The sequence below is a fragment of the Qipengyuania triglochinis genome (assembly GCF_054655615.1).
Map to the genome: position 1 here is coordinate 936751 of NZ_BAAHND010000002.1, position 26925 is coordinate 963675.

Genomic DNA, 26925 nt, shown 5'->3' on the forward strand with positions numbered 1-26925 from the left:
GGACACGAATCGGCTAGGCGCACGACCATGAGTTTCCTCGGCAAAATCTTCACCTGGTGGAATGGCGCGACCATCGGCACGCACCTCTGGAGCTGGCGCAACGGCGAACAGGTCGGCACCGATGCGCAGGGCAATGCCTATTTCCGGTCCAAGCCGAAGAAGGGCCAGCGCGAACGCCGCTGGGTGATCTACGAAGGCGTGAACGATGCAAGCCGCGTGCCGAGCGAATGGCACGGCTGGTTGCATGGTGCCTTCGACGATGTGCCGGAGAGCAATCTTCCGCCAGCGCGGATTTGGGAAACCGATTACACGCCCAACGCAACCGGCACGGCTACGGCCTACCGTCCGCAGGGCGCGTTGGAGCGGGGCGGTAAGCGTGCCCGTGCGGTAGGCGATTACGAAGCTTGGTCGCCGGACGCTTGATCATGTTTCGGCCGGTCGCGCTTTTCGTGGCGGTGTCGCTGGTCGTCGCCTGCTCGGATGATCCGCCCGAGCCGGCGCCAGTACAAACGCAGATACCCGAAGAGCTCGAAAGCATCGACCTCCCTGAAATTTCAGGAAATGAGGCCGGCATCGGCACGCCGATGGACGAACGTGTTGCCACGATCGGCTTGTTGAACAAGCGCAACAATTTAAGCGAAGATCTGGAACTTAAGCCCGGCGAGCAAAAACGTGTGGGCGACGTGATCATTCGATTGCGCGCCTGCGAACGCACTGCACCGTGGGAGTTCGAAAAGGACGAAGGCGCCTTCGTGCAAATGCTCGTCCGCGAGCGCGGGACTCAAAATGATTTTCGGAAGGTTTTCTCAGGCTGGCTGTTCAAGAACAAACCGGCGCTGAACGTGGTCGAGCACCCGATTTATGATGTCTGGGTCAAATCCTGCGCGATGGACTTCCCTGGCGAAGAGTGAGCCAGGATTTCGGCGAATGCGTCGGGCAAGCTCATAAGAGGATACCCTTTGGCCTCAAAGAGTCGCTCGAGGTAGGCAGCTTGTGGCATGGCTACCGCACCCATTGACCCCAAATGTCCGGTCATGAACTGACAATCCAGAAGCACGTATCCAGCGCGACGCATCGAAGCGACCAACCAGGTAAGAGCGACCTTGCTAGCATTGGTAGCGCGGCTGAACATGCTCTCTCCGCAAAATACTCGGTCGAACGCCACTCCGTATAAGCCGCCAACCAATGTATCAGCGTCCCACACCTCGACCGAATGTGCATGCCCAACCTCGTGGAGGGCAATGTAACTCGCCTCGATCTGGTGGCTGATCCAGCTTTCGGAAAGTTCTTCGCGGGGCTGAGCGCACGCTGAGATCACGCCCGCAAAGTCCTCGTCGCAGCTGATTCTGAAGCGCTCTTGCCGGATCACCTTGCGGAGGCTTCGCGAAAGGTGAAACCCGTCGAGCGGAATGATGGCCCGTTCCCGAGGCTCGACCCAATAGACTTCCCGATCGCTTCGATGATCCGCCATCGGAAACACACCGCTGCGATAGGCGCGCAACAGGAGTTCAACCGGAATGAGGTCGGAAGGGGGGGCATGCATGGATTTATCTCTAACAGTTTGAACTCGGGTGCGATACGCGTCTTGCCATTCCTCGCTACCCATACTAATGCGCGCCGTCTTGACGCTGCAGGGGTGTAGCTCAGCTGGTAGAGCATCGGTCTCCAAAACCGAGGGCCACGGGTTCGAATCCTGTCACCCCTGCCATTTTCTTCTCATGACTTGTCGCTGACCCACGTCCGCACTATCGCGCGGTACATGACAGAAGAAGAAAATAAGAAGCGCGATCTCAAGGATCGCAAGTTCTACCCGGCCGAAAAAGAGGCCGAATTCGAGAAATCACAGCCCAAGCAAACGCCGCAGACGGCGCATCCAGCCTATAAACTCGCGTTTCAGGACAAAGAGTTCTTGCTGCGCGAGGAATTGCGCCCCGTACGCTTTCAACTGGAATTGCTGAAGCCGGAAATGATCCTCGACGAGGCTGGGGTTGGCTCCACCATGGTAATGTACGGTAGCGCGAGGATCCCACCTCCGGAAGCCGCCGACGAGGCACTTGCGGGCGCCAAGGATCTGCCCGAGGACGAGCGCAGGGTTGTTGAAAGCTTGGTAGCGAAATCCAAGTATTACGGCGAAGCACGCAAGCTCGCGCGCATAGTGACGGAAAAGTCGATCATAGAGGATGGTAAACGACAATTCGTCGTATGTTCGGGTGGCGGCCCCTCGATCATGGAAGCAGCCAATCGCGGTGCCAGCGACGCCGGTGGCGAAAGCATTGGCCTGAATATCATCCTGCCTCACGAGCAGGCGCCAAACACCTACGTCACGCCATACCTTTCACTGAATTTTCATTACTTCGCTTTGCGCAAGATGCACTTTTTGCTGCGCGCCAAAGCTGTAGCCGTTTTCCCGGGGGGCTTCGGAACGTTCGATGAATTCTTTGAACTGCTGACGCTCATCCAGACAGGAAAGATGAAGCCTATGCCAATCCTACTGTTTGGTGAGGATTTCTGGAAACGGGTCGTCAATTTTGAAGCAATCGCCGAAGAGGGCACGATTTCGAAAAAGGACCTTGAACTGTTCCGCTGGTGCGAAACGGCGGAGGATGCCTGGGACCATATTTCGGCGTTTTACGAACTTGATCGCTAGAGCGCTTCGCCCGGCTCAAGCTTCCTGACTGATTGGTGGCCCAGAGGGCCGTTTCCATGGCCATAACCGGGGGCGTTTTCGATGGCTGCTCGTGTGAAAGCGCGAGCTATGCGCACGGCGTGGGTGAGTGGCTGGCCGTGTGCCAGCATAGTGGCAAGCGCTGAGGAAAGCGTGCAGCCCGTGCCATGAGTGTGATTGGTCTCAATCCGTTCGTGGCCAAAGCTGGCAATCTTGCCGCTGGCCGATACGACGTAGTCAATAACCTGATCACCATCCGCGTGACCACCCTTCGCCAAAACGATCGCATCCTGAGCGTCGGCTAGTTGGCGTGCAGCATCGAAAATTTCGTCGGAAGGTATATCCGCGCGTCCGGTAAGAGCCGCCAATTCCGGCAGATTTGGCGTTACGATGGTAGCGATCTGCATCAATGCACTGAACGCTTCGACAGTATGGTCATCGGCTAAGATCGCACCGCTCGTCGAGACCATTACCGGATCGAATACGATGGCTCCGGCGAAACTCTTCAGTCGCTCCGCCAGCGCCAGCGCGATTTCGGGCGATCCCAACATACCGATTTTGATGGCATCCGCGCCGATGTCCGAAAGGCAACTTTCAACTTGTTCCAGCACGAAATCGGTGCCGAACACTTCGACGTTCTGAACGCCCATAGTATTTTGGGCAGTGACGGCTGTTATGGCCGTCATCGCGTAGCCGCCAAGCATGGTAACGGTTTTGATGTCGGCTTGAATGCCCGCTCCGCCGGATGAGTCGGATCCGGCAATCGCCAGAATACGAGGCGCTTGCAGCCGATCAGCCATTCTCGTCCATCCGGACAGTGGCGGCTGGGTATTTCTTCTGTAGTTGAGAACTTCTCGTCGGCCGGTCCATAAGTTCACCCCCGCAGTTGGGGCAAAGATCATCCAAAGTATCCGCACAATCAGCGCAAAACGTACATTCGAGGCTGCAGATGAATGCACCGGGCGCCTCCGCCGGGGTAAGCGCGCCGCACTTCTCGCAGTTGGTTCGCATCTCCAGCATCAGGCAGCGGCCTTCACGGCGTCGCAAATACGGTCGACCACTTTTTCCACCTGCCCTGCATCATCACCTTCGGCCATGACTCGAATGACAGGCTCGGTGCCGGAGGGCCGAATCAGAAGGCGACCCTTGCCTTCTAGTTCTTTTTCAGAATCGGCTACCGCTTTTTTAACAGCTTCATTCTCCAGTGGAACGCCAGCTGAATACCTAACGTTCTTGAGAAGCTGGGGAACCGGATCGAAAACGTGCAGCAATTCGCTCGCTCGTTTGCCCAACCGGACGAGGCTGGCGAGTACGCGCAATGCGGCTACTGTGCCATCACCCGTCGTGCCGTGATCGGTTAAAATCATATGACCCGATTGTTCACCGCCTACGTTGAAGCCACCCTCGCGCATTCTTTCTAGCACATAACGGTCACCCACCTTTGTTCGCTCGAGTGAGAGGCCGATACCTTGTAAATAACGTTCGAGGCCAAGATTGCTCATCACGGTCGCAACGACACCGCCACCAGTAAGGTCGCCGCGCTCATGCAAGCGTGAGGCAATCAAAGCCATGATCTGATCCCCATCAACCGCTCGGCCCTTTTCATCAATCACAATGAGCCGGTCCGCATCGCCGTCTAGGGCTATTCCGATATCTGCCTTTTCCTCGATAACCCGAGACTTGATCGCATCGAGCGAAGTTGATCCCACACCGCGATTGATATTGGTGCCGTTCGGCTCGACGCCCATTGCAACGACATCTGCTCCAAGCTCCCAGATGGCAGAGGGGGCAACGCGATAGGCCGCACCATTCGCACAGTCGACGACGACCTTAAGGCCATCGAAACGGATGTCGCTTGCAACCGATTGCTTGACCGCATGAATATATCTTCCGCTCGCATCATCAATACGCCGTGCACGACCGATCATTTCTGGCCTTACGAGCAACGGCTCTTGTCCCATCAGCGTTTCGATGGCCATCTCTGCCGCATCGGACAATTTGAAGCCGTCCGGTCCGAACAACTTGATCCCATTATCTTCGAAGGGATTGTGGCTGGCAGAGATCATGACTCCGAGGTCTGCGCGCATTTCTCGGGTCAGCAAGGCAATTGCGGGCGTTGGTAGAGGGCCGGTCATGATCACGTCCATTCCGACGCTGGCGAACCCTGCCACTAGGGCGCTTTCGACCATGTACCCTGACAGGCGGGTATCCTTACCGATGACAACTCGGTGACGATGGTCGCCGCGGAGAAAGTGTGTTCCCGCTGCTTGTCCGACCTTCATTGCATTTTCTGCGGTCATAACGCCGTCGTTCACCCGACCGCGGATACCGTCAGTGCCAAAAAATTTGCGGACCATCGCTACCTCTCGTAAAAATCCTGAGTGAGCCTACAGAGCCCAGTGTCGCCTAAAGAAAAGCCCTATCCAGACAGTTGTGTTCCTATTGTCTTGACCATGTGCAACCACAAGCTCTGATGTGCGTTAGGGTTTCGAACACCCAATTTATCAACACCAATTCTTAAAGGGGACCATTCCATGGCTTTCGAGCTTATCGACCTTCCTTATGAAGACACCGCCCTTGAACCAGCTGTGTCGGCGAAAACGCTGAGCTACCACCACGGCAAGCATCACAAGGCCTATATCGACAAAACAAATGCTGCAATCGAAGGCGGCGACCTTGAGGGTAAGAAACTCAAAGAGGTGATTTCGTCGGCTCGCGGTAGTGATCAGGGCCTTTTCAACAACTCTGCTCAGAGTTGGAATCACGGATTTTACTGGCATTCGATGGCCAGCGAAGAAACCGCTGTTTCAGATGAACTGAAGAGCATGATCGACAAGGCTTTCGGTTCGATCGACGAACTCAAGAATGAGCTCAAAGAGCGCGGGGCTGGGCATTTTGCCAGCGGCTGGGTTTGGCTCGCGGTAAAGAATGGCGAGCTGACTATCGAAGAAACCCATGACGGTGATACGCTGGCGGATCAGGACGGTGTTAATCCACTATTGGTCATCGATCTGTGGGAACACGCTTATTATCTCGATCACCAGAACGCACGTCCTGAATATCTGGGTGCTGTTAGTGACAAGCTTAACTGGAGCTTCGCGAGCGATAATCTTGCCCGCGGCACCACTTGGGAATATCCTGGCTGAGCAGCCAGTCCCTCAAAGACCCAAAAAGCCGCTGTGCGATGGCACGGCGGCTTTTTTTATGTTTCGGTGTCGGATTCGGCAGAAAGATCCAGCAGATTGTTGGCAAAAAGCGGTTCGCCAAAGATGAAGCCCACGAGGTTGGGCCTTCCGACATGATCGAACAATGCGGTCAGCATCAGTAATATAGGGACCGATAGAAGGGCGCCGAAAACGCCCCAGATCCACGTAAAGTAGGATAACGCAATTAGGATCATGACCGGGTTCATAGTGAACCGCGCACCAAGTATAGATGGTGTGACCACATTAGCCTCGATCGTATGCAGGCCAAGATAGGCTGCCGCGGGTATTAGCCCCAGAAACATGGTTTCTGCGGTTCCGATGCCAAAGAGAGCAAGCAGTCCACCCATCACTGTAGGGCCGATGTAGGGCAGAAAGTTCAGAATTGCGGCGAGGCCGCCCCACATGATCGGGGCATCGACATCAAGTGCCCAAGCGCCGAGCGCGACAATGATGCCAACGGCGGCGTTGATCCACCCGACCGTCAGAATGTACGCCGCTACTCGGTCTTGCACTTCGCGAAGTACGCGCGCAGCCTTGATGCTGGTTCCAAAATTCGTCCGGCCAAACAGTAAGCGCTGACGAAGCCGAATACGGGCTTCGATCATGAAGAACGCCATTAACAAGGTGAGAATGGTTTCGATCACCAAGCTAGGTGTCGCAAAAGCGAGTTCTTCCAATAAGCTCGGCGTGGCAACGACGACTTCTTGCGACTCGCCGCGGTCCACTAATTCGGCGAGCTGTTCGTTTATCTGCCCGATCCATGCGAACTGGTCTCGCAGCTGGGTAAAGCGTTCGCCGACTTGCTTCAGCATCGCTGGCAACTGGTCGAAAAGTGCAATGGCAGGTTGCAGGATCAGAGCGAGCGCAAGCAGCAGGACCGCGAAAAAAACCAGTAATGAAATTAATGCAGACAGTGCGTTGGGAAGTCCCCATCCATTTAGCTTGTCCGCCAGAGGAGAGAGAATGACGGTGAGGATAATCGCGGTGACAACCGGAAGAAAGACTACCGATCCGATCGAAAGGACGAAGGGAAGGGCGAGAAACAGCCCGATGCCGATCAGGAGAACCAACGCGGAGATCAAACGCAGCTCTTGTTCGGCGAGCGAAAAGCGACCGTCTCCCTGCGAACCAAGGGAGGGAGGAAGACCTTCCTGTTTGATCTCGCTGTCAGTCATTTGAGCTTATCTCGCGCCTGATCGACAAGCGAACAAGGGAACTGGCTTCGCCATCAATTCCGCGAAGTAGAGCCCTGTCCTGCAGCGACATCGTCCAATTCCTCAAGTATAGCTCGATGTGCTGTATCGTCGTCTATCGAGCGCTTTGGAATAGACCCATCGGCTAGCATCGCATTCAGAGCGGAACGGGCGCGTCCAACACGACTTTTAATCGTTCCAACCGCGCAGCCGCAAATGTTAGCAGCTTCTTCGTAAGAAAACCCTCCAGCTCCTACCAGAAGAAGAGCTTCACGGCGTTCTGGCGGGAGTGTGAGCAGGGCGCGATGCATATCTGACAAGTGGATTGGTTCTTCCTGGCCGGCAGGCGCCGTCAGTATCCGCTCCGCCACGGTTTCATCATATTCCCCACGGAAGCGGTTGCGACGCATATCGGTAAGATAAGCGTTGCGCAGAATTACAAATGTCCATGCGCGCATGCTCGTTCCGGGCTGGAACCGCTCTTGTGCGGCCCAAGCCTTCAGCAGGGTTTCCTGTACAAGATCATCGGCCATGTCCGCGCGGCCGCAGAGACCGCGGGCGAAAGCGCGTAAGTGAGGAACGACATCGGTCAGTTCCTTTTTGAAATCGGCCTTCTCGGAGGCCGTACGTTGTTCAGCCCCCATCAGTCCTTACTGTCCAGTTGAGAAAGGAGATCCTTGAATGTGTCGGGAAGATCTTCTTCGACTACAGAATCATAAAGCCGACGAAGTCCAAGCGCCCAATCGGGGCGCTCGCCTTCGCCAGTTTTCGCTTCCTTGCCCGCGCCCGTTCCGGGCTTGCTTGCGGAAGAGTTATCAACGGTCATTGTGTAAAGATTTTGTCCTTAGCCTTCTCCGGAGGGAAGGTTTCTACCGCCCCGTGCCTTTGAATCATGATCCCTAGTTGTGCGACAACGACGTCACTTGCAAGAGGTTCCGACAAATCTCGACTTATTGTTCAATTCAGGAAATTTAGAGGAACTTTCTCTCAGTCAGCGGATAGATGGGCAAAGCTGGGCTTAGAATTCGCGAGGCATACCGCTGGTACAAGAACAACTCATGCGACGGGGGAGGAAAAGACGTTGGCTCGTGGATTATCCACGAGCCGTACCCTTAGCTATTTTCCTTCTAGTGGCAGCGGTCACCGTTCTCAGCGTGTTCGCCATCGAAAGAGGCGAGAGGGTGAGGGAGAGCGCCGATCTCAGCCGTCAGGCCGATGCTATGGTTTCAGCTATCGAGAGGCGAGCTTACTCCAGTTCCTCCTTTCTGCGCGCTGGCGCGGCATTATTTGGGTCACAACAAAACGTCACCAGTGATGTCTTTCGTCAATTCGTCTCGGAGCTGAGGCTTGATGCTGATTATCGGGGGGCAGAGGGGATCGGGTGGGCACCCGCGATTACCGATAGCCAGCTTCCTGCTGTGGAAGCGCAGCTCAGTTCGGGACGAATTGGTCCGATGCAGGTGAGGCCTACGCTAGATCAGGACCCGCGCAGCCAGCTTGTGCCAATTCTCTTCCTCCAGCCTGACACATTACGTAATCGCAGGGCGCTCGGCTTCGATATGTATTCAGAAGCTACGAGACGTGCGGCGATGGATGAGGCAACACGCACTGTCCGTCCTACCGCGAGTGGGCGCGTGAACCTTGTGCAGGACACCGGTCCTGACGAATTCGGCTTCATCATTTATATGCCCGTGTTCGACGGAAGTGGTTCCCAGCGCAGCCTAAAAGGTTTCGTTTATAGCCCCTTTAATGCTTCCCAGTTTCTCTCATCCGCTTCCGAGCTAATCGCATCGCCGGAAGCGGCACTTCGCTTTTACGATGTATCTGGCGGTAAACCGCTGATGATGGTCGAAACGGAAAATTGGTCGGATGATGGCCATACCGTCGAACGCGATGTCGATCTGGCAAATCGGCACATGGTGCTCGTTGTACAGTCAAAAAGGGATATGGCTCTATCGCCATTGTCCTTAATTACCCTGCTGTTCGGTCTGGCCGTTGCGAGCCTTCTCCTTGTTGTCGCTCGTCTACTCACGCAGCAGGCCCAGGAAGACAGTCGATCCTTGGAGTGGTTCGCACAGCAGAACTCAATACGTAATTCTCTGACACGTGAATTAAATCATCGGGTTAAAAACACCCTCGCGAATGTGCTTTCCATCGTGTCGCTCACTCGCCGTCGGGCGGAAACTCTTGACGAATTTGCGGAGGGTATCGACAATCGTATCCGCGCGCTGTCGGCCACCCACGACCTCTTGACGCAATCGGAGTGGGGCACGACGCCGATTGCAGCGGTCATTTCGGTCGAACTTGCACCTTACACCAATGCGAACGATCACGAGGTCGTTGCTACTGGCCCCGATGTCGAGTTGGCGCCGAATGATGCCCTATCTCTTGGCCTTGCCATTCATGAATTGGCCACCAACGCAGCGAAATACGGTGCATTATCATGTAGTGGCGGACGGGTATCTATCAGCTGGGAGCTCGTAAATCCAAACCTGGCGCGTATCGAATGGGTCGAGAGCAACGGACCCAGTGTAGCTCCCCCGACAAAGCGCGGGTTCGGCATTGATCTCATCGAAAAGATTGTTGCCCATGAACTTCGTCATCCGGTGGAATTGGAGTTCGATCCTGAGGGTGTGAGATGCCGATTGATGACGGCAGTGCGCGAGCCAGGCGAATTTGCACTTCGTAGCAAATATTCCGTAGCTAAGATCGGACAATAAGAAGCCGATACCTTCGGTTCTCGCGATGAGACGGTAGCGCTAAGCGATGTAGCTTATCCGGGCCCGAATTTTTAGAGGACCGGCATTCATCAAGCTTGCCAACTCAGGAATATTGGGTGCGAATCAGAAAGGCCGCCGGAATTTCCCCCGGCGGCCTACAGATTTTGATTTATTTCGTCAGCCCAGCGGGCGGCTCGATCCAAAGAAGAGCGCTTGGCTGATTGCGGCGCGAACAGTCTGTTCCTGGAACGGCTTCGTTACCAAATAGGTAGGCTCAGGACGATCACCCGTGAGGAGGCGTTCAGGATAGGCAGTGATAAAGATCACCGGAACGCTATCGATGGCCAGAATGTCGTCAACCGCATCCAGCCCCGACGAGCCATCGGCCAGTTGGATATCGGCCAATACTAGCCCCGGCGTTTTCTGAGCCACGACTTCCTGGGCCTGAGTACGCGTGGCGGCAGTGCCACATACTTCGTGACCGAGCGAGGTTACGAGATCTTCGAGCTGCATGGATATGAGCGGCTCGTCCTCGATAATCAGAACGCTGGTCGCGCTCTCCCGATCAATTTCACCGACGGCTTCCTGTACGAGACGTTCGATCTCGTCGGTTTCCAGTTCCATGATTTCGCCTGCCTGTTCGACAGAGAAGTCTTCCAGTGTGGTCAGAAGAAGGGCCTGACGGTTGAGGGGCGTTATCGACTTCAGGCGATCCTGAGCAGCACCTTCGTGGCCCTGTTCACTATCGATATCGGGAACGTCCATATAGGCGCTCGACCACACCTTATTGAAAGCGCGATAAAGCGGAACGCGACCGCCTTCCAGAGAAGACTTGAGCTGTTCATCAGCCAGCGCCGCCTCGAGGGTGGCGCGGACAAAGGCATCTCCGGTAGCTTGCGAGCCGGTCAGAGCCCGCGCGTAGCGGCGAAGATAAGGTAAGTTTTTAGCAATCTGGTCACCAAGCGACATATAACCCCTTCCGTGGTTTGCGCGTGCTGAACGCCCCGTATCAGCATAGGTTCCGGCAATCACGGGGAAATCCTGTGATTTGACAAACGGATTTTTTCTTACGACGGAAACGAGATCAGCTTGTATCAACTGAGGCATGGGGGCCTGCCTTGCTCGACGTCGCCAATCCACATAATTGCGTTCACTGTCCACTTCAAGAACGCCGCGGTCTACGCCGGCTGGATGAAGCGCAAACTCAGTATATCAATCGGATCAAAGGCGGTGAATTACTCGTCGACAGAGGCGAAACCGTCTTGGCAGAGGAGGCCAGCGCCACGCACCTTTTCACGGTTCTCGATGGCGTGCTGATCCGTTTTCATTCTTTGGAAGACGGTCGCAGACAGATCGTAAACTTCATGTTTCCGGGGGATCTTGTGGGCCTGCAGGCAGCATTCGATGATCCCAGCACCCATTCGGTCGAAGCTGTCACACCAGCGCGTCTATGTGTTTTCGATCGCAGCGCTTTTATTGAACTTATCAAGGACAATCCTCGCTTGGGCTATGATGTGACATGGCTCGCGGCAAAGGAAGAAACCGCGCTTGAGAACCATATCGTTTCCTTGGGCCAGCGCAGCGCGAGAGAGCGAGTCATATTTCTAGCGGTTTGGTTAATTGACCGGGCACAGGCCACCGGGGTTGCTGATGAGGGTAACAAGCTAGTTCTCCCGATCACGCAATCACAGATCGCGGATATGCTCGGGCTGTCGCTGGTACATACTAACCGAACGATTCGGGCGCTTCACAATGAGGGGCTGGTACATTGGGGACAAAAAGAGATTTGCGTGCCCGACATGAATAGTGCTGCAGATCTGGTAGGGATCATACGAAGCGATGATAGCGATCGACCTTTCATCTAGATCAACGGGTGTGTTTGCCGGGATTGAAAAAATTCTCACGTGGTGGGAACCCGATATCTGCTGGCTCATTTACCTTATGTCACCGCCGAGACCCCCCTCCCGTCCAAGCGGCAGGTGATACGATCCCGAAAGGCCTTCGCTCAAAAAGAGCGGAGGCCTTTTTTTTGCTCATTAAAAGGGTCATGAATCCGATCAAAGGTGATCTCGATCAATTTAGGCTTATGCCGAGATTGCCCTCTTATGCGAGGATTTTCGCTCAATCGTGTGCCAGCTTGCTCCGCAAACGCGAGATGATACCCTCGCGCTTCGGCTCCCGAAGGAGTTGAACGAGAACTTCCGGCTCGTATGGTTTCTCCAAGACGGTTCCCATGCTTGCAATCTCTTCGGGAATGTCTTCCGGCATACCCGTTGAAAACACGATACGCGGGCTGTCGGGGCCTAGCGTTCTGACCAGTTCCGCAATCGCCCAACCGTCGTCTCGGTCAGCCAAATGCACATCAAGAATGATAACTTCGGGCTGCTTGCGGCGAAGTGCGGCCAAAGCCTCATCAGTGGTGGGGCAGATTTCCACCTCGATAACGCCAGCATCGGTGAGTGTTTGCTCAATCGTCAGTCCGATTATTGCATCGTCTTCGACGACCAGCACATGGCGAGGAAGGCGGGCTGAGATTGAGTTAGTGTTCACGCGGCCCTTATCAATCTACCAATGGTTAGCGCCGCAAAGGGACGCTGTATTCCCATGGAACGGCGGGCGAAGTCTACGAGTTCCCATGGCGGCTAATCCACTGGAGTGCTGTGGCCAATGGGCCACGGCCTCAGAGCGCAGAAATAGATTTCTCATAGATCACGTATTCACGATTGATCTTGCTCTCTATAGTGTCCGCGATCGCTACCATTCCCTTGTTGTCGTCGAGTATCCATCCGATTTCGGCGCGCTTGCTGTTGTAATCAGTTGTGGCGCTGCGACGGATAAATTCAATCATCATGAAGGCGAGTTGGCTTGCAAGGCGCGAGTTCTGAAATTCTTTAAGTACGCCCATAAGCGGCACGCGCATTCCAGCGCCCATGGGTTTCCTGAGCCAACGCAGGATCCTGATCCAGCCAAATGGAAAAAGCTTCCCATCGGTCTGCTTCAGAACTTCGTTCATGTCTGGAAGCACCATCATAAATGCTACGGGTTTTCCGTCGAGTTCGGCGATCATGTTGAGGCTTGGCTTGATGATCGGCTTCATTTTTTTCGCGGCATGCGAGATTTCGGCTTCGGTAAACGGTATGAAGCCCCAATTGTCCGACCATGCATCGTTGAGAATGTGAAGAACGGTGCGAATTTCCTCGTCCCAGTTTTGCATATCGATCTGGCGGATGACGATGCGATCGTTCTTTTCTCCCGACGACACAATTCGCTGAACGAGCTTTGGGAATTCCTGGACGATGTTGAGATCAAAGGTGTAGAGTCGTTTTGCTTCCAACAAGCCGAAGCTCTTCATCCAGTCCTGATAATGTGCCGGATGATGTCCCATCATGAACATTGGTGAATGATCTTGCCCTCGGACGAGTAGCCCCGGTTCCTCCCAGATGGAGAGCGAGATCGGGCCCAGCATGCGCGCCATGTCTCTCGACCGTAACCATTCGCTGGCTTTCGAAAGAAGCGCATGTGCGGTCGTTTCGTCTTCGGCATCGAAATAACCGAACATGCCGGTGCCCGGTCCCATGCCCTGTTCCCGTGGCAGCTCCAAGGCCAGGTGATCAATATGTGCTGATATGCGTCCTACAGCGCGCCCATCACGATAAGCGATGAAAAGCTCGACAGTTGCGTGTTGGAAAAATGGGTTCTTAACCGGATCGACGAGCTCAAGCTGCTCGGAGCGCAGCTGGGGAACATAATACGGTTCTCGGATCGCAAATTTACGGCCTAGATCGACGAAGTCTGCCCGATCTTTCTTGCCCTTTACCGATACGATGACGATATTGCTTTTGCTCACGCGTATAGTCCTTGTTCAGCCGCGGTTAGCCCTGTCTATGGCACCACTTAAAAGTCAAGGAAGCCTCATCGGCCGACGATTTCAGTGATCGAATGCGCACGCTGTAATCCCATGCTGTTCTGCGCTAAGGGCGCAGCTTCGGAACCAAAGATTATGAACGCAGAACCAAATTTTCCCGCTGCCGGAAAGGCAGCTTCCCATCGCGAGCGAGGCTGGCTGACGCAGATCGCCGACGACAAGGCGATGCTCCGCGCAGCTCGCGATCTAACCAAGGATATCGCCGATCATCGGGCTGCAGTGTACTGGGCAGATATGGCCGGATCTGCGCTCATCGGCTATTGTGCTCTGGCTGGGGCTATCCTGATTGAGAATACTGCTCTTGCGATCGTTCTCGCGGTGGTTGCCGTTCTTGCGCTTTATCGGGCGCTATTATTTATCCATGAGATTTCGCATTTCCGGAACGGCGCAATGCCCGGGTTTCGTACCGGTTGGAACGCGCTGGTGGGCATTCCAATGCTGACTCCGTCCTTCATGTACGAGCAGGTGCACACTTTGCATCATAAGCGCACGCAATACGGTACAGTCGCTGATCCGGAGTATTTGCCGTTAGCGCTCATGAAGCCGTGGAGCCTTCCGCTATTCGTTGTCGTCGCCATTCTTGCCCCAGTGGCTCTCTTGTTCCGCTTCGCGGTTCTCGTTCCGCTAGGTGCGCTCATTCCGGCCGTCCGCCGTTTGACATGGCAGAGGGCGAGCGCGCTGGCGATTAACCCGGAATTCCGGCGCCGACCGGCTGAAGGGGATTTGCGGTTGCGTGTATTGCTGCAGGAACTGGGCGGCTTTGTCTGGTCTTGGTTGCTGATCGGAAGCGTGTTCGCGTTTGGGTGGAAGCCTCTGTTGATTGCCCTTTCTGTTGCTTCCATAGTGGCGCTGCTTAACCAACTGCGCACTCTCGTTGCCCATTTGTGGGAAAACGAAGGCGATGCCATGACGGTTACGGCTCAGTTCCTTGACTCGGTCAATGTGCCACCGCCTGGGTTTATCGCGGAGGTTTGGGCACCTGTTGGATTGCGCTATCATGCTCTGCATCACCTCATGCCTTCGATGCCTTATCATTCGCTACCCGAAGCGCATCGCCGTCTTGCGCGTGAACTGGGCGAGGGATCTACCTACGCGGGCGCCAATCACGCCGGAATGAGTGTTCTCGTCGCGCGAATTGCTCGGAACACCATGCGCGGTCGTCCCTGACCTTGCTGTTCGGTTAGATATTATGAACCGATTGCTCTAAAAACGAGGGGAAGTGGCACCGTCACTCCTCCGTTCGGATCAGGACGGTTTCTCCGATCAACGCGAACAGGAAGAACGGGGCCCAAGCCGCAAGGAATGGTGGGTAGCCACCGAAGTTCCCCAGAGCGAGCGCTGCGTTGTCTACCACGAAATAAGCGAACCCAAGCGCCATGCCGATAAGCGCCCGAACGAACAGCGCGCCTGATCGGGCAAGCCCAAAGGCCGCTACCGCGCCCAAGAGTGGCATCAAAAATGAAGAGAGGGGGCCTGATAGCTTGTGCCACCATTTGGCTCGCATTTCCCCTGTCCTACGTCCAGCTTCCTCAAATGCCGCAATTTGGTCACCTAGCTGCCAGAAGGGCACCGCATCGGGATCTATCTTTGCGAGATCGATCTGGGAGGGGGTAAGCTCCATTCCCACCGTCATACGCTTGGTTTTGCGCTGGGAGGCGCTGGCAATATCAAAACGCGTAACGTCGTCCAGCTGCCAACCTGGTTCGGCATAGTGCGCGCTTGCGGCGTCGACCTGTTCCACGATAGCGCCGTCCGCACTGCGACGGTACCAAGTAACATCGCGCATACGGATGTTCTTTCCGCTGCCAGTGAGCTGGGCGGCGGTGATGATATTGGCTCCGTCGGTCAGGTAGACATTGGCGCGTACCTGGGATTCTTCCGGGATCGGCCCGAAATCGGCTGCGTCCCAAGCCTTGAGCGTCGCCGTTGAACGGGTAACGACACGTTCGTTAAAGATGAAGCTGACTGCGCCCATGACCAAAGCTGTAAGCAATAACGGTGCCAGCACCTGATGGGCGGAAAGTCCTGCGGCTTTCATCGCGATCACTTCGGAATTCTGGTTCAGCGTAACCAAAGTGATCAGCGTGGCCAGCAATACCGAATAGGGGAGAAACCGCTGTATCAGTTGCGGGATACGGAGCCCGGCATAGGTGAGTAACTCGCCTTGGCCATTTCCAGGAACAGCCAGGATCTCTCCGCTGGTCGATAGCAAGTCGAGCATCATCAGCACCAGTACCAGCATGGCTAGTACTGCAAGAATCCTGACAAGGAAAAGCTTGGCAAGATAGGTGGTGAGAGTGCGAGAGGGAAAGAAGTCCAGCTGCATGATCAGGCCTCGATATCTCCATCAAGCACCACTTTGCGCCGCCTTCGGAACAGTTTTGTGATGCGCTTGGCGACTTTCGAGAACCAGTTCTCCAGTGCGCCAATTGCCTGGCCGCCGGGAACGAAGGCGACCCGATAATACATCCACAGAATCAACGCCGCAAACAACAGAAACGGGATCCAGAGAGCCAATATCGGATCTACCATGCCCAACGCGCCCACATCCTCTCCATACTGGTTGACCTTGTGATAGGCGACCACCATCACGATGGAGATAAAGACACCCAAGGCGCTCGTGCTTCGTTTGGGTGGAATGCCAAGTGCAACTGCCAGCAACGGCATGAGCGCCATCATCACCACTTCCACCAATCTGAAGTTGAAGCTGGCCTGCGAAGCAGCGCGCTTGATCTTGGGCTCATCGTCAGCCCAGCCCATCCGTAATAGTTCGGGGAGAATATATTCACGCTCGTCTTCGCCTCGTGCACGGAATTCCTCGATTGCTGGCAGGTCGATCGGCAAATCGTGGCGGGTGAATGTCAGAACGCGGGGATCTTGACTGCCGGTATCCTGAACTATCGTTCCGTCAGTCAGGCGCAGAATGATGGTATCGGGATTATCTGTCGTCGCGAGGAAGGCCCCGGACTTCGCACTTATCGAAAGCACCTGTCCTTTGTCGTTGGCAACGCGTGCGAAAATGCCCTTCAACTCCCGGCCATCGTCCTCACTAGACTCGATACGCAGAGCCATACGATCTGCAATCGTGTTGAATTCACCGACTTTTATGGAGGCACCAAGGGCGCCGGAGCGTAAGTCGTACTCCAGCCTTTCATAAGTGAAGCGACTGACGGGCTGGACGAAGAACACCAGGGCGATGTTGACCGCCATAAGTACAGCGGTAATCATATAAGGTACGCGCAGTAATCGGCCATATGACATGCCGACGGCCCTGAACACATCCAGTTCGCTGGTCGTCGCTAATTTGCGAAACGCGAGCAGAATGCCGAGTAGCAAGCCGAGGGGAATGGCCAAGCTCGCATATTCCGGCATGAGCGTGGCGAGCATCTTGAATACGACCCCTACCGGCCCCCCTTCGACAGCCACGAAGTCGAGCAGGCGAAGCATCTTGTCGAGCACGAGTAGCGAGGCGGCGAGCGCAAAAACACCAAGCATTGGCACGATAACCAGGCGGAAGATGTAGCGGTCGATTGCGGGGATGAAATTGAACACTCGGTATCCGGCCTGTAGGTCGCTTGAGACAGAGGCCCTAGCGCGAAAAAAACCCCGCGTCATGCGTTACCGGCGGTGACGCCATCACGCGCTCTGTGAGAGATACGGGCATTTGGGCGCGAAGATGGATCTTGCTGTGCGATGTAAAGGGGGAAACTCTCACCGCGCGAGTGCCGACGCGCTTGTCGGTCCTTGCTAATAGGACCGAGGAAAAGGCCTAGGCTTTTTCCAAGGTACACTGCAGCGGGTGCTGGTTTTGACGAGCGAAGTCCATCACTTGGTTCACCTTAGTTTCGGCAACCTCGTATGGGAAAATTCCGCACACGCCGACGCCCTTCTGATGGACGTGGAGCATCACCCGCGTGGCCTCTTCCATATCCATTCGGAAAAACCGTTTGAGCACGATGACAACGAACTCCATTGGAGTGTAATCGTCATTCAGCAGCAGGACTTTGTACTGACTTGGCTTCTTTGGTTTCGCACGCGTTTTTGTCGCGACGTTGGCCTGACCGTCACCTTCACCGGGGTCGTCGTCTCCGGCTGAACCGCGCGTAGTCTGGTTTGGAAGAGGATGGATCATTACGGCGCCAATATCGTATCGGTTCGCGAAATCGCAAGCGTGTAAACAATCCTGCTCCAATTGTGCACTCAAGCCGACATCGTGATGGCTGGCGAACTGGAGCGATTGGTCGAAACAAAAGGGCCGAATGACATCGAACGTCATCCGACCCTTTAATCTACCGGGCGATGGAGAGAGGAGAGAGGCCCGGCTGAATGAAGCAAATTGCCTTAGGCGGTCGTTCGCACCTTTTCTGCGGCGAGGCTCATACGGCTCGACAGAGGAGCGAATGCTTCGTTCACCAGCTTGAGCATAGCTTCGGTGTTTTTCGATGCAGTCGAGACCATAGCGTCAAAGTTGCGACGCGCGATTTCACCTTGGAGCTGGAAAAGATCGGTCGGCGACTTTGCGGACGCAAGGTTCTTGACGTCGCCCTGCATGGCATCAGCTACCGATTTGGCTTCTTCCACATAGGTCCGGCCCATGTCCTGCATACCCGAAGCAAGGATCTTGCTGCTCTCGACCATTGCCTCGAAATTGCCCTTCTGGAATTCGACAGCTTCCTTGGTCATTTCGGTTCCCTTGTCATAAGCAGCCTTGGCACGGCTCTGCATTTCTTCAGCCATATCGTTCGTGACTGCTGTGTATTCGGTGGTTTTTTCTGTGTTGGCAGTTGCCATGATAGTTTCCTTCAATTTCGCGATGGGGGTATTTGAGGGGTCAGCGACCTGACGGCTGGCTGCTTTTTTCAAAGTGCTTTTGCGCGAAGAGGGTTTCTTCTTTGCTGGTGCTTTGGGGCCAGTCGATTTTTTGTCCGTAGCTCCGCTTGCGTCGAGCCCGGAAGGAGCAGCTACGGCCTCGGCCACTGCGTCCACTTTTACCGGTTGGTGGCTATCGACCTCGATTGCCTCGCCAACCTTTTCCGCGCTAGCGGTAACTGACTTATCGATTGCACCCGCATCAGCTTTTTTAGCTGTGGAGCCATGCTTAGTCTGGCTTTTGGCCATCGCAATAACCTCAAATTGCTGCACTGCACAAAATAGGCATCGCGGCTTTGAAGTCAAGCATTTTTGTGCAGTGCACAATAGCGTGTAAAAAGCTATCTCGCTCTTACGTATCGCCCGGGAGCATCCTCAATAACCTCGTCGCCATTGCTGCCTGGCGTGAGCTTTCCGGTAGTGGGCGCCATCGTATCATCTTGGCTGCGGAGCCATTCAATCCAGTCGGGCCACCAACTTCCCGGGTGCTCTTCGGCAGCTTCGCGAAATTCGGCAAGGGTGCGCGGATTTCTCTCGTTCGTCCAATACTGATACTTGCCTGATGAAGGTGGATTGACCACTCCAGCAATGTGGCCCGAACCAGCCAGAATGAATTTGACCGGACCGGCGAAGTGCTCGGTCATCCGCCAGACGCTCTCGGCCGGTGCGATATGGTCTTCTTTTCCCGCCTGAATATATGTTGGCGTATCAATCAGGCCGAGATCAATCGGCGTCCCGTCGATTTTCAGCGCATCAGCTTGTACCAGCAGATTGTCCCGATAAAGGTCGCGTAGATATTGCTGGTGCCACTTCGCGGGCAGGTTAGTGACGTCCCCGTTCCAATGGAGCAGGTCGAACGCCGGATAATCTTCCCCTAGGAGATAGTTTTTTACGACGTAGTTCCAGATCAGGTCCGTGCCGCGCAGAAGATTGAAAGTCGCAGCCATGTAGCGCCCATCAAGATAACCGTCGGGCGATAATGCCTTGACGGTTCCCAGCTGTTGATCGTCCACAAAATTGAGCAGTTCGCCAGCTTTTTCAAAGTCTACCTGTGCCGTGAAGAACGTCGCGCTTTTCACACGGTCGGCTTCGCCGCGCCGGTGCAGCAGGGCGAGTGTAGCGGCTAGTGTGGTTCCGGCCACGCAGTAGCCGATCGTATGAACGCTGGGGACATCAAGTCGCTCGCGGACGTGGTCGATCGCATCGACCTGGGCCAGCGCATAATCGTCCCAAATAACGTCTTTCATGCTGGCGTCGGCTGACTTCCAGCTAACCATGAATACCGTTACGCCCTGGTCGACCGCCCATTTCACGAAGCTCTTCTTTTCGTTGAGGTCGAGAATATAAAATCGGTTTATCCAAGGGGGAAATATCACCAGCGGAGTAGCCAGTACTTTGTCGGTGCTCGGCGTGTACTGGATCAACTGGTACAGCGGTGTTTCATGCACAACCTTACCCGGCGTGGTCGCTATGTTTTCGCCCAGGGTGAATGCGCTGGCGTCGGTGTGACTGAGCTGACCGCGTTGCATGTCGGCGAGAAGATGTTCCATGCCCTTGACCAGATTCTGGCCATGGGTTTCCAACGTCCGCTCCATCACCACTGGGTTAAGCAAGGGGAAATTGGCAGGACTAGCAGCCTCGGTGATTGCCTTTGTGGTAAACCGCAATTGGTCGCGCTGCTGAGGGCTGAGATCGGGCAAGCTTTCAGCCATCTGCTCCAACCGCTCCGCCAGGAAGAGATAAGTCTGATGGATGAGTGCGTAGGAGGGATGGGCCCGCCACTTCTCATTCGAAAACCGGCGGTCTTTCCGTGGTAGCTCTATTTCCTCAGCGCTTTTCTCAGCCGCTTTTGGCCCGAAGCCGTACTGACCCAGCACATCGGACCAGAGCTGCATACCTTCGTTCCACAAAGCCTGCTGCTGCTCTGTCTGTGCGATGGGCATTTGTTTATACCAGTCGGTTGCCAGAGCCATCCATCGTGCCGGATCGAAATACGGAACTAGTGCCTGCGGGTTGCTAATCTGCTCGGTTTGAAATTGAGCCCACAAGACCTGCAGCTGTGCCGTCGACTCGGACCAGGCTCTCATTTCCTCCGAACTCATCAGATGATCGCCGGTCATAGCTGCCGGATCCATCGCGCCGGTCATCGGGGCGAAAAGTGCGCGCATCAGCTTGGCTGGCTGTTCATAGAGGTTGGTGAACGGATCAGGTGTCTCGGTCATGTCTCTCCCCTGCGGCTGTGAAGCAGCGCTTGTCAGGCCTCTACGATAATTCGCAGGCCCGCAAAAGCGAGCACCTTTGCGCTTGAGGCGCGAATAGGTAATCAGTGCGATACTAACTACGCGCAACGGAGCCTAAATGTCCGACGAATTTTACCGCATCAAGCGCCTGCCTCCCTATGTGATCGCAGAGGTCAACGCGATGCGGCACGCGGCGCGCCAAGCCGGACGTGACGTGATCGACCTTGGAATGGGAAATCCCGATCACCCACCACCGCAGCACATCGTCGAAAAGCTTTGCGAAGTTGCCCAGAAGCCCAGCGCGCACGGTTATTCGCAGTCGAAGGGCATTCCGGGCCTGAGGAAGGCGCAGGCGAAATATTACCAATCACGCTTCGGCGTGGAACTCGATCCTGAAACCGAGGTGGTCGTCACCATGGGATCGAAGGAAGGTCTTTCGTCCATGGCGACGGCAATCACGGCACCGGGTGACGTGATCCTCGCGCCGAGCCCCAGCTATCCTATTCACACCTTCGGCTTCATCATTGCAGGAGCGACAATCCGTTCCGTCCCCACTACGCCGGACGAGCACTATTGGCAGGCGCTCGACAGCGCCATGGCCTATACCGTGCCGCGCCCGACCGTGCTGGTGGTCAATTATCCCAGCAATCCTACTGCGGAGGTTGTCGATGCCGCCTTCTATCAGCGGGTTGTTGACTGGGCCAAGGAGAACAACGTCTGGGTGCTCTCCGACCTCGCCTATTCCGAGCTTTATTACGATGGCAAACCGACGCCTTCTATCCTGCAAGCCGACGGGGCAAAGGATGTGGCGGTCGAGTTTACATCCATGTCGAAGACCTATTCCATGGCTGGGTGGCGCATGGGATTCGCCGTGGGCAATGAGAAATTGATCGCAGCACTTACGCGCGTGAAAAGCTATCTCGATTACGGCGCTTTCACGCCAATTCAGGCGGCCGCCTGTGCAGCACTGAACGGGCCTCAGGATATCGTGGAGCAAAACCGCGAACGCTATCAGCATCGGCGTGATGTCATGGTCGAAAGCTTCGGCCGCGCCGGTTGGGACGTTCCCGTGCCTGCCGCGAGCATGTTCGCTTGGGCGCCCTTGCCGGATGGTTTCAAGCACATGGGTAGCCTGGAATTTTCCAAGCAACTGCTCGAACATGCGGGCGTCGCCGTCGCGGCAGGCGTCGGCTATGGCGAAGAAGGTGAGGGCTATGTGCGAATTGCCATGGTCGAAAACGAACAGCGCATTCGCCAAGCCGCGAGGAATATTAAAAAATTCCTCGCCGACCGCGCGAGTTAAGGGAGAGAGCCATGAGCACCGAACGCGTTACCATCGATCTTGCCGATAATGGGGTCGCGCAGGTTCGCCTCAATCGCCCGGACAAGATGAATGCACTCGACCCTGCCCAGTTCGAAGCGATCATAAATGTAGGGGAGCAATTGCGCAGCATGGAAGGTTTGCGGGCTGTGGTCCTTGCGGGAGAGGGGAGAGCTTTTTGCGCCGGGCTGGATGTCTCGAGCTTCACCGCCGCAGCAGATACTGATCGCAAGCCTTTGGCAGAGCGCACTCATGGCAACGCCAATGCGTTTCAGGAAGTCGCAATGACCTGGCGAAAATGCCCGGTACCTGTCGTTGCTGCGGTCCACGGCGTATGCTTCGGCGGCGGTCTGCAAATTGCAAGTGGCGCGGATATACGGGTTGTGCATCCCGCATCGCGCATGGCGATCATGGAGTTGAAATGGGGCCTGGTTCCCGACATGGGCGGCTATCATCTTTGGCGCGGACTTGTGCGAGACGATATCCTGCGCGAGCTGGTCTACACCAACCGTGAATTTTCCGGGACCGAAGCGCATTCTTACGGCCTCGCGACGCATGTCAGCGAGGACCCGCTAGGTAAGGCGACCGATATCGCTAATGAAATCGCTAATCGTAACCCGGATGCCATCCGCGGGGCCAAACGTCTTTCCGAAGCTATGTTGGAAAATTCGGGAGACGAGATATTATTGGCTGAAAGCCTTGAACAAGCTGCCGTTATGCGCACTCCCAACCAGATCGAAGCCGTGATGGCCGGGATGCAAAAACGTCCGGCCAAGTATACCGACACGCCGACGCGGTAACCCTAGATCAGGGCGCATTCCGCATTCCTCGAATTAAACCCCGAACAAAAATCAACCACCCCACGGTCATCGATCCACTTCCACCGAGCACCGCAGCCGAGACCAGCAGTTCCGTCATCGGGCCGGCTCTGTACCCATTGCCGGCTATAGGTAGAGAACTGCTCGCGCCCGTTGCAGCTGCGGCAGTAAGGCCAAGCCAAAGTGCGACCATACCGACAATAATCGCCCACTTGCCGATTTTGGCGACGGAGGGGCGGAGGTGGCCAGCGGTCCATATCGCACCTACAATCATTAGGGCCATGCCGCTTTGCACCCCGGTCAAATGTGCGGACAAAGCCATTCTCGGATTAGCGAAGAATTGCAGTGCCGCTCCTTGGAGCAGGCTGAAAAGGAACAGGGTGGCGCCTGCAAGGATCAGGGTTCGCTGATCTCTCGTCAGGACTATTCCTTCCTGCATCCTGATGCCCCTAACCGAAGATTGCGACGCATTGCATTCCGTCCAGAACCTGATCTCCTTCGGTATTCCACAATCGGAGGCGTTCCGAAGAATAGCCACCCGCAGCATGTTGGCTGGCGTTTTCGGAAAGCCACCATCCATCACGCGTTTTCGGGTTCGTGGTCAGAAGATTAAAGGACCAATTTATCGAACTGAGCGGCCCCTGCCGTTTCATCGCCCGCATCGCCCCAGGAGGCAGGACGTCACCTAGCAGGACCAGTTCACTAATGGGATCCAGCCGTTCGCTGTCCGTAAGGCGGGCCCAACGGCGGACGACCGGTTCCCCGGGGCCGCTGATGTCCTGTGCACGGCGTAACTCGAAATTATTCTGGATAAACGCGGGACCCTTGTCGGTCATTGTTACTTCGGCATCTTCGGGTGAGCCAGGCCAATTCGCAATTTGCGCAGCGGGATGCTCGGCATTCGCGTCGCGCTCGGTACCGAATAGCCAGAAGGCCGTAAGCGTACATTGCCCCTCGCACCAGATCTCGCTGCGCACTTGAGCGACATTGCGTCCCTGACGGACGATTTCGCGTTTGAGTTCCACCTCCGGTCCTGTGGGGGCAACGAAAGAGATCTGGCCCGCTCTCAATGGCGGTAAGTCAGGGAATGCCTTGATTGCAGCGGTATAGGCTATGAGGGCGGACGCGCCGCCATAAAGAGTGCGCCCCTGCATCCAATGATCGAGATTTTCGAAGCGTGTCGGGCCACCATTAATGGCAACCGGATCGGTCAATCTAGCAATACTCATACACGGTATTTGCCAAGGTTTTCGGCTGCGTCCAGTACGACGTTACGTAAGGCGATTGCAAAGCTGTCGCAGAATCGCTAGTGGGCCGCTTCCCGTGCCGAGAGGCCGGGCGAGGCCCGATGGCGGAGTGGTTACGCAGAGGACTGCAAATCCTTGCACGCCGGTTCGATTCCGGCTCGGGCCTCCACTTCTCTCTGGTGTAGAGAATGTGCCGCTTTAGCTCAGTTGGTAGAGCACATCATTCGTAATGATGGGGTCAGGTGTTCGAGTCACCTAAGCGGCACCACTTTTCAGGAACCGCAGAAAACCGCCATTTCTTGGCCACCCCACTCCTGACTGCTGAGAACTTTCGAAAGAGACCGGCGCGGCTATGTCCGCTTTGCGCCCCAATTTCGGACGTTCGGGCTCTTGCCAGGATTGCCTAAAAGTGGACCGGCAGCTTTGCTCCGGTAATCAGCGCCGCTAATGTCCGATTATGGGTGGAAAGCGGACATGGGGCGTGTAGGATTTGCTGATGAGTACTCGCCCCAAGTTCAAGCTTTCGAGGCTTCGTGAAATCGGCTGGGCGAAGTGGGATCCAATCGGATTGGGCGGGACTGACGATTGGCCCGAAGATGAATACGACAGCTATCTACTCCAAGCAGCTGGGCGCTTGTGGAATGGCGCGAGCCGAGAGGAAGTAGCGAACTACTTGGTCAGTATCGAAACGGAATACATGGACCTAGGCGAGGCACCCGACGTTTACCGACGGGCAAATGAAGTTGCTGATTCTCTGAACAGGTATGTAACCGAGCTACGCGCCTAATTGCCGCTTTTTGGGTCTGTAGCCGCCGCCGAAGGTTGTGCGCACAATCTGTCGAATTCCAAAAGTGGGACAATTCATTCTTCGTGAAATCTAAAGCTACGTAAATAATTAATTCTTCGCGATCAGTCCTGTTGATTGTCAGAAATCGTAGGGATCGGGCCAAACACTTGTCACTCGCTTTTGACAAATCACGTTTTTTCTGGCGTTCTGAGTCCATCTTTGCTGTCAAAGGATATTTCAGTGCGTCCCGGCAACCCCCTGCACAGCCTCGACCATATCGAAACGCCAACCAGTGTGCGGACGCCGCGGCCCGCCATGCGGCCTCGCTTGCCCCCGACTACGATTTGGCAATCGCGGGAACCGGACGTTTCGAACATGGGAGGAACCGGCCGCCCACCCAGACAGCCACCAACCTTGTGGGAGTGCGGTTTGACATTGTATTCAGGAAGTCCCTGCGACCCGCCGCTCGGACGGCCCCCGCCGGAGTAGCGCACTATTCCCGAACTCCAGGAAGAATCCGCAGCGGAGATAGCCGCGAGAGAACTTGTCCGCGCGCGCCGCTGGGACAGTGATTTCGGCCATGTAGGCTCGCAGGAAAAGGTCTGGCGGATTCTTCTGGAACTTTACATTGCTTCCGAATCGGGAGGCGGTCTTACGGTTAAGAGCTTGTGGCTGGGGTCCGGACTGCCGGAAACGACCGCGCTGCGGACGTTGAAGATGCTGGAGCGCGAGGGGCATCTCCAAAGGGTGCGGAACCCCGACGATTATCGCAGCTTCATCATGGTCCTCTCGCCCGGACTGAAAAAGCGTGTCGAGCGTTACCTCGCGGGCAATAGGCACTGACGTGATGAACGATATCGTCCGGTTGTGGATCGAACTGACTGCTATTGCGGCCTTTGCGACGACTTGCGCACAGGCGGCGTACCAGTTCCGCCGTGCCGCGCGGTTGCGCGGGAAGCCCATGGCTGTTGCCGCGTTGCTGGGCGCGCCGCTGCTCTCGCTGGGTCTAGTCTTCTTCTTTACGCGCGCCGGCCTCGTATGGGCTGGGTTGCTGACGATCGCGTTGACGCTGACGGCGGGTGGACTTGCATGGTCCGACCGGCGGCGTTGGCGCGTGCGGCGCGACTATCGCCTAGGCGTCGTGGCGTTCGCTTTCGACACAGCGTGTAGCGCGCTGATCGCCGCTTCGATTCTCCCAATCTGACGCGAAGAGCAGGTTTCCGGCACAGAAAATTACCGGATCCTCTCTGTTTTTGGCTTTTTATTACGAGACTTAGTTTGTGAGCAACGCCGCGTCCCGTGCGGGATACAAGCCGGTAGCTGTCAATCTGGAGGTAAAAACCGAAGCCGTTTGCCTGTCAGATTGGCGTGAATTGGAAATGCGTTTCGCAAAATCGTGTGGCAGCAAGATGGGGCCCAAACAGAAGGGCCAACAACGAGAAGGAGAAAACAATGCTCGATAATAACGAACTCCCGAACCTCGACTTCGAAGCCGGTTTCGTCGCCGTGGGCGCCGAAGCGGACGTGAACGGTCGCTTGGTCGACCAGATCACGTCCGGGATCGCCGTGTTTATCGGCTCGAAGTGGTAATCACCTGAGGCAAACCGAAAGGCATCGAATGCCGGGCCGGATCTGAAGAGAGGGACGGTTCTGAAACGAAGATAACAAGAGCCCTGGGACGATAAGAAGGGCCGGCACGAGACAGCTTTATTTCGGTATCGACAACAAAATAGAATTGAGGGGACTTAAAATGAACGTGAACAACATTCCGGCACTGGACCACGAAGCAGGCATGGAACTCTGCGACATGGATGACGCGGTTACCTCGCGCTCCAAGGTCATCGGTGCGATCATCACCGGCATCGCCATCGGCGTTTCGTCGTAATAAGGATGTGCTGCACCGCGTCGATGCGGCGCGGTGCAGCCTCCAGATA

General features: G+C 55.7%; 31 protein-coding genes and 3 tRNA genes. 17 read left to right on the forward strand and 17 right to left on the reverse strand.

What is annotated here, in order from left to right; all coding sequences use genetic code 11:
• Positions 1-27: 27 nt before the first annotated feature.
• Positions 28-423: an NADH:ubiquinone oxidoreductase subunit NDUFA12 gene (locus ACYQ0G_RS10680; RefSeq protein WP_460102390.1), complete on the forward strand. Its 396-nt coding sequence runs from the start codon at positions 28-30 to the stop codon at positions 421-423.
• Entirely contained in the window at positions 405-911 is a 507-nt protein-coding gene (locus tag ACYQ0G_RS10685; RefSeq protein WP_460102393.1) for a DUF2155 domain-containing protein, read from the forward strand. The genes ACYQ0G_RS10680 and ACYQ0G_RS10685 overlap by 19 nt, the downstream gene beginning before the upstream one ends.
• On the opposite strand, the gene aat is transcribed toward ACYQ0G_RS10685, so the two are convergent.
• A complete protein-coding gene (gene aat, locus ACYQ0G_RS10690; RefSeq protein WP_460102849.1) occupies positions 860-1543 on the reverse strand; it encodes a leucyl/phenylalanyl-tRNA--protein transferase in 684 nt (227 codons plus the stop codon). The genes ACYQ0G_RS10685 and aat overlap by 52 nt on opposite strands.
• Positions 1544-1632: 89 nt before the next feature.
• Here aat and ACYQ0G_RS10695 point away from each other — a divergent pair.
• Both ACYQ0G_RS10695 and ACYQ0G_RS10700 read left to right on the forward strand, forming a co-directional pair.
• Positions 1633-1708: transfer RNA gene (locus ACYQ0G_RS10695), tRNA-Trp, on the forward strand.
• 51 nt (positions 1709-1759) lie between these two features.
• On the forward strand, positions 1760-2647 hold the full coding sequence (locus ACYQ0G_RS10700; RefSeq protein ID WP_460102396.1) for an LOG family protein: 888 nt from the start codon (positions 1760-1762) through the stop codon (positions 2645-2647).
• Here the strand turns inward: ACYQ0G_RS10700 and thiD are convergent.
• Genes thiD through glmM form a run of 3 tightly spaced genes read right to left on the reverse strand, consistent with a single transcriptional unit; the run spans position 2644 to position 5022 of the window.
• The gene (gene thiD, locus ACYQ0G_RS10705) at positions 2644-3465 is read right to left on the reverse strand and encodes a bifunctional hydroxymethylpyrimidine kinase/phosphomethylpyrimidine kinase (RefSeq protein WP_460102398.1); all 822 of its coding nucleotides are present in this window, start codon (positions 3463-3465) and stop codon (positions 2644-2646) included. The two genes, ACYQ0G_RS10700 and thiD, sit on opposite strands and share 4 nt — an antisense overlap.
• A complete protein-coding gene (locus ACYQ0G_RS10710) occupies positions 3458-3685 on the reverse strand; it encodes a DUF1272 domain-containing protein (RefSeq protein ID WP_460102400.1) in 228 nt (75 codons plus the stop codon). The genes thiD and ACYQ0G_RS10710 overlap by 8 nt, the downstream gene beginning before the upstream one ends.
• Entirely contained in the window at positions 3685-5022 is a 1338-nt protein-coding gene (gene glmM / locus ACYQ0G_RS10715) for a phosphoglucosamine mutase (RefSeq protein WP_460102401.1), read from the reverse strand. The genes ACYQ0G_RS10710 and glmM overlap by 1 nt, the downstream gene beginning before the upstream one ends.
• Before the next feature lie 177 nt (positions 5023-5199).
• Here glmM and ACYQ0G_RS10720 point away from each other — a divergent pair, with 177 nt between their 5' ends.
• Complete coding sequence (locus ACYQ0G_RS10720; protein ID WP_460102403.1) at positions 5200-5811, forward strand: superoxide dismutase; 612 nt, start codon at positions 5200-5202, stop codon at positions 5809-5811.
• A gap of 56 nt (positions 5812-5867) precedes the next feature.
• Here the strand turns inward: ACYQ0G_RS10720 and ACYQ0G_RS10725 are convergent, their stop codons facing one another.
• The 3 genes from ACYQ0G_RS10725 to ACYQ0G_RS10735 are packed head-to-tail and all read right to left on the reverse strand — an operon-like array spanning position 5868 to position 7890.
• Positions 5868-7046 (reverse strand): AI-2E family transporter, encoded by a 1179-nt coding sequence (locus ACYQ0G_RS10725; RefSeq protein ID WP_460102404.1) that lies wholly within the window; start codon positions 7044-7046, stop codon positions 5868-5870.
• Between the two features lie 53 nt (positions 7047-7099).
• Entirely contained in the window at positions 7100-7708 is a 609-nt protein-coding gene (locus ACYQ0G_RS10730; RefSeq protein ID WP_460102406.1) for a sigma-70 family RNA polymerase sigma factor, read from the reverse strand.
• A complete protein-coding gene (locus tag ACYQ0G_RS10735) occupies positions 7708-7890 on the reverse strand; it encodes a NepR family anti-sigma factor (protein WP_460102408.1) in 183 nt (60 codons plus the stop codon). Before ACYQ0G_RS10735 ends, ACYQ0G_RS10730 begins: the two co-directional genes overlap by 1 nt.
• A 394-nt stretch (positions 7891-8284) precedes the next feature.
• Here ACYQ0G_RS10735 and ACYQ0G_RS10740 point away from each other — a divergent pair, with 394 nt between their 5' ends.
• Positions 8285-9784 (forward strand): CHASE domain-containing protein, encoded by a 1500-nt coding sequence (locus tag ACYQ0G_RS10740; protein WP_460102410.1) that lies wholly within the window; start codon positions 8285-8287, stop codon positions 9782-9784.
• Between the two features lie 177 nt (positions 9785-9961).
• On the opposite strand, the gene ACYQ0G_RS10745 is transcribed toward ACYQ0G_RS10740, so the two are convergent.
• Complete coding sequence (locus tag ACYQ0G_RS10745; protein WP_460102412.1) at positions 9962-10753, reverse strand: response regulator; 792 nt, start codon at positions 10751-10753, stop codon at positions 9962-9964.
• A gap of 149 nt (positions 10754-10902) precedes the next feature.
• On the opposite strand from ACYQ0G_RS10745, the gene ACYQ0G_RS10750 reads away from it, so the two are divergent.
• The gene (locus ACYQ0G_RS10750; RefSeq protein WP_460102414.1) at positions 10903-11649 is read left to right on the forward strand and encodes a Crp/Fnr family transcriptional regulator; all 747 of its coding nucleotides are present in this window, start codon (positions 10903-10905) and stop codon (positions 11647-11649) included.
• Between the two features lie 256 nt (positions 11650-11905).
• Here ACYQ0G_RS10750 and ACYQ0G_RS10755 read toward each other — a convergent pair whose 3' ends face one another.
• Positions 11906-12334, reverse strand: coding sequence for a response regulator (locus ACYQ0G_RS10755; RefSeq protein WP_460102417.1), 429 nt, complete (start codon positions 12332-12334; stop codon positions 11906-11908).
• A 130-nt stretch (positions 12335-12464) separates the two neighbouring features.
• Positions 12465-13631 (reverse strand): N-acetyltransferase, encoded by a 1167-nt coding sequence (locus ACYQ0G_RS10760; protein ID WP_460102418.1) that lies wholly within the window; start codon positions 13629-13631, stop codon positions 12465-12467.
• A 153-nt stretch (positions 13632-13784) separates the two neighbouring features.
• Here ACYQ0G_RS10760 and ACYQ0G_RS10765 point away from each other — a divergent pair, with 153 nt between their 5' ends.
• Positions 13785-14876: a fatty acid desaturase family protein gene (locus ACYQ0G_RS10765; protein ID WP_460102419.1), complete on the forward strand. Its 1092-nt coding sequence runs from the start codon at positions 13785-13787 to the stop codon at positions 14874-14876.
• Positions 14877-14937: 61 nt separating this feature from the next.
• Here the strand turns inward: ACYQ0G_RS10765 and lptG are convergent, their stop codons facing one another.
• The 5 genes from lptG to ACYQ0G_RS10790 form a co-directional block, all read right to left on the reverse strand.
• Positions 14938-16035, reverse strand: a complete 1098-nt coding sequence (lptG, locus tag ACYQ0G_RS10770; protein WP_460102421.1) for an LPS export ABC transporter permease LptG — start codon at positions 16033-16035, stop codon at positions 14938-14940.
• A gap of 2 nt (positions 16036-16037) precedes the next feature.
• A complete protein-coding gene (lptF, locus tag ACYQ0G_RS10775; protein ID WP_460102422.1) occupies positions 16038-17261 on the reverse strand; it encodes an LPS export ABC transporter permease LptF in 1224 nt (407 codons plus the stop codon).
• Positions 17262-17478: 217 nt separating this feature from the next.
• Positions 17479-17841, reverse strand: coding sequence for an ATP-dependent Clp protease adapter ClpS (gene clpS / locus ACYQ0G_RS10780; protein WP_460102850.1), 363 nt, complete (start codon positions 17839-17841; stop codon positions 17479-17481).
• Between the two features lie 209 nt (positions 17842-18050).
• Complete coding sequence (locus ACYQ0G_RS10785; protein ID WP_460102424.1) at positions 18051-18905, reverse strand: phasin family protein; 855 nt, start codon at positions 18903-18905, stop codon at positions 18051-18053.
• 14 nt (positions 18906-18919) lie between these two features.
• On the reverse strand, positions 18920-20800 hold the full coding sequence (locus ACYQ0G_RS10790; RefSeq protein ID WP_460102427.1) for a PHA/PHB synthase family protein: 1881 nt from the start codon (positions 20798-20800) through the stop codon (positions 18920-18922).
• A gap of 136 nt (positions 20801-20936) precedes the next feature.
• Between ACYQ0G_RS10790 and ACYQ0G_RS10795 the strand changes: the two genes are divergently transcribed.
• Positions 20937-22121 (forward strand): LL-diaminopimelate aminotransferase, encoded by a 1185-nt coding sequence (locus ACYQ0G_RS10795; protein ID WP_460102429.1) that lies wholly within the window; start codon positions 20937-20939, stop codon positions 22119-22121.
• A gap of 11 nt (positions 22122-22132) precedes the next feature.
• Complete coding sequence (locus ACYQ0G_RS10800) at positions 22133-22939, forward strand: crotonase/enoyl-CoA hydratase family protein (RefSeq protein WP_460102430.1); 807 nt, start codon at positions 22133-22135, stop codon at positions 22937-22939.
• A gap of 7 nt (positions 22940-22946) precedes the next feature.
• On the opposite strand, the gene ACYQ0G_RS10805 is transcribed toward ACYQ0G_RS10800, so the two are convergent.
• Positions 22947-23396 carry a styrene oxide isomerase gene (locus ACYQ0G_RS10805; protein WP_460102432.1) on the reverse strand — a complete coding sequence of 150 codons (450 nt, stop codon included), beginning with the start codon at positions 23394-23396 and terminating at the stop codon, positions 22947-22949.
• Positions 23397-23406: 10 nt separating this feature from the next.
• Complete coding sequence (locus ACYQ0G_RS10810; RefSeq protein ID WP_460102433.1) at positions 23407-24186, reverse strand: thioesterase family protein; 780 nt, start codon at positions 24184-24186, stop codon at positions 23407-23409.
• Between the two features lie 113 nt (positions 24187-24299).
• Between ACYQ0G_RS10810 and ACYQ0G_RS10815 the strand changes: the two genes are divergently transcribed.
• The 7 genes from ACYQ0G_RS10815 to ACYQ0G_RS10845 all read left to right on the forward strand — a co-directional run bounded on the left by ACYQ0G_RS10815 (position 24300) and on the right by ACYQ0G_RS10845 (position 26876).
• Positions 24300-24373 (forward strand) — tRNA-Cys (locus tag ACYQ0G_RS10815).
• Between the two features lie 23 nt (positions 24374-24396).
• Positions 24397-24472 (forward strand) — tRNA-Thr (locus ACYQ0G_RS10820).
• A 228-nt stretch (positions 24473-24700) separates the two neighbouring features.
• Positions 24701-24991, forward strand: coding sequence for a hypothetical protein (locus ACYQ0G_RS10825; protein ID WP_460102434.1), 291 nt, complete (start codon positions 24701-24703; stop codon positions 24989-24991).
• Between the two features lie 666 nt (positions 24992-25657).
• Entirely contained in the window at positions 25658-25834 is a 177-nt protein-coding gene (locus ACYQ0G_RS10830; RefSeq protein ID WP_460102436.1) for a hypothetical protein, read from the forward strand.
• 4 nt (positions 25835-25838) lie between these two features.
• Positions 25839-26195, forward strand: a complete 357-nt coding sequence (locus tag ACYQ0G_RS10835) for a hypothetical protein (RefSeq protein ID WP_460102438.1) — start codon at positions 25839-25841, stop codon at positions 26193-26195.
• A 248-nt stretch (positions 26196-26443) separates the two neighbouring features.
• Positions 26444-26581 (forward strand): hypothetical protein, encoded by a 138-nt coding sequence (locus ACYQ0G_RS10840; protein ID WP_460102439.1) that lies wholly within the window; start codon positions 26444-26446, stop codon positions 26579-26581.
• A 160-nt stretch (positions 26582-26741) separates the two neighbouring features.
• Complete coding sequence (locus ACYQ0G_RS10845) at positions 26742-26876, forward strand: hypothetical protein (protein ID WP_460102444.1); 135 nt, start codon at positions 26742-26744, stop codon at positions 26874-26876.
• The last annotated feature ends 49 nt before the right edge of the window (positions 26877-26925 follow it).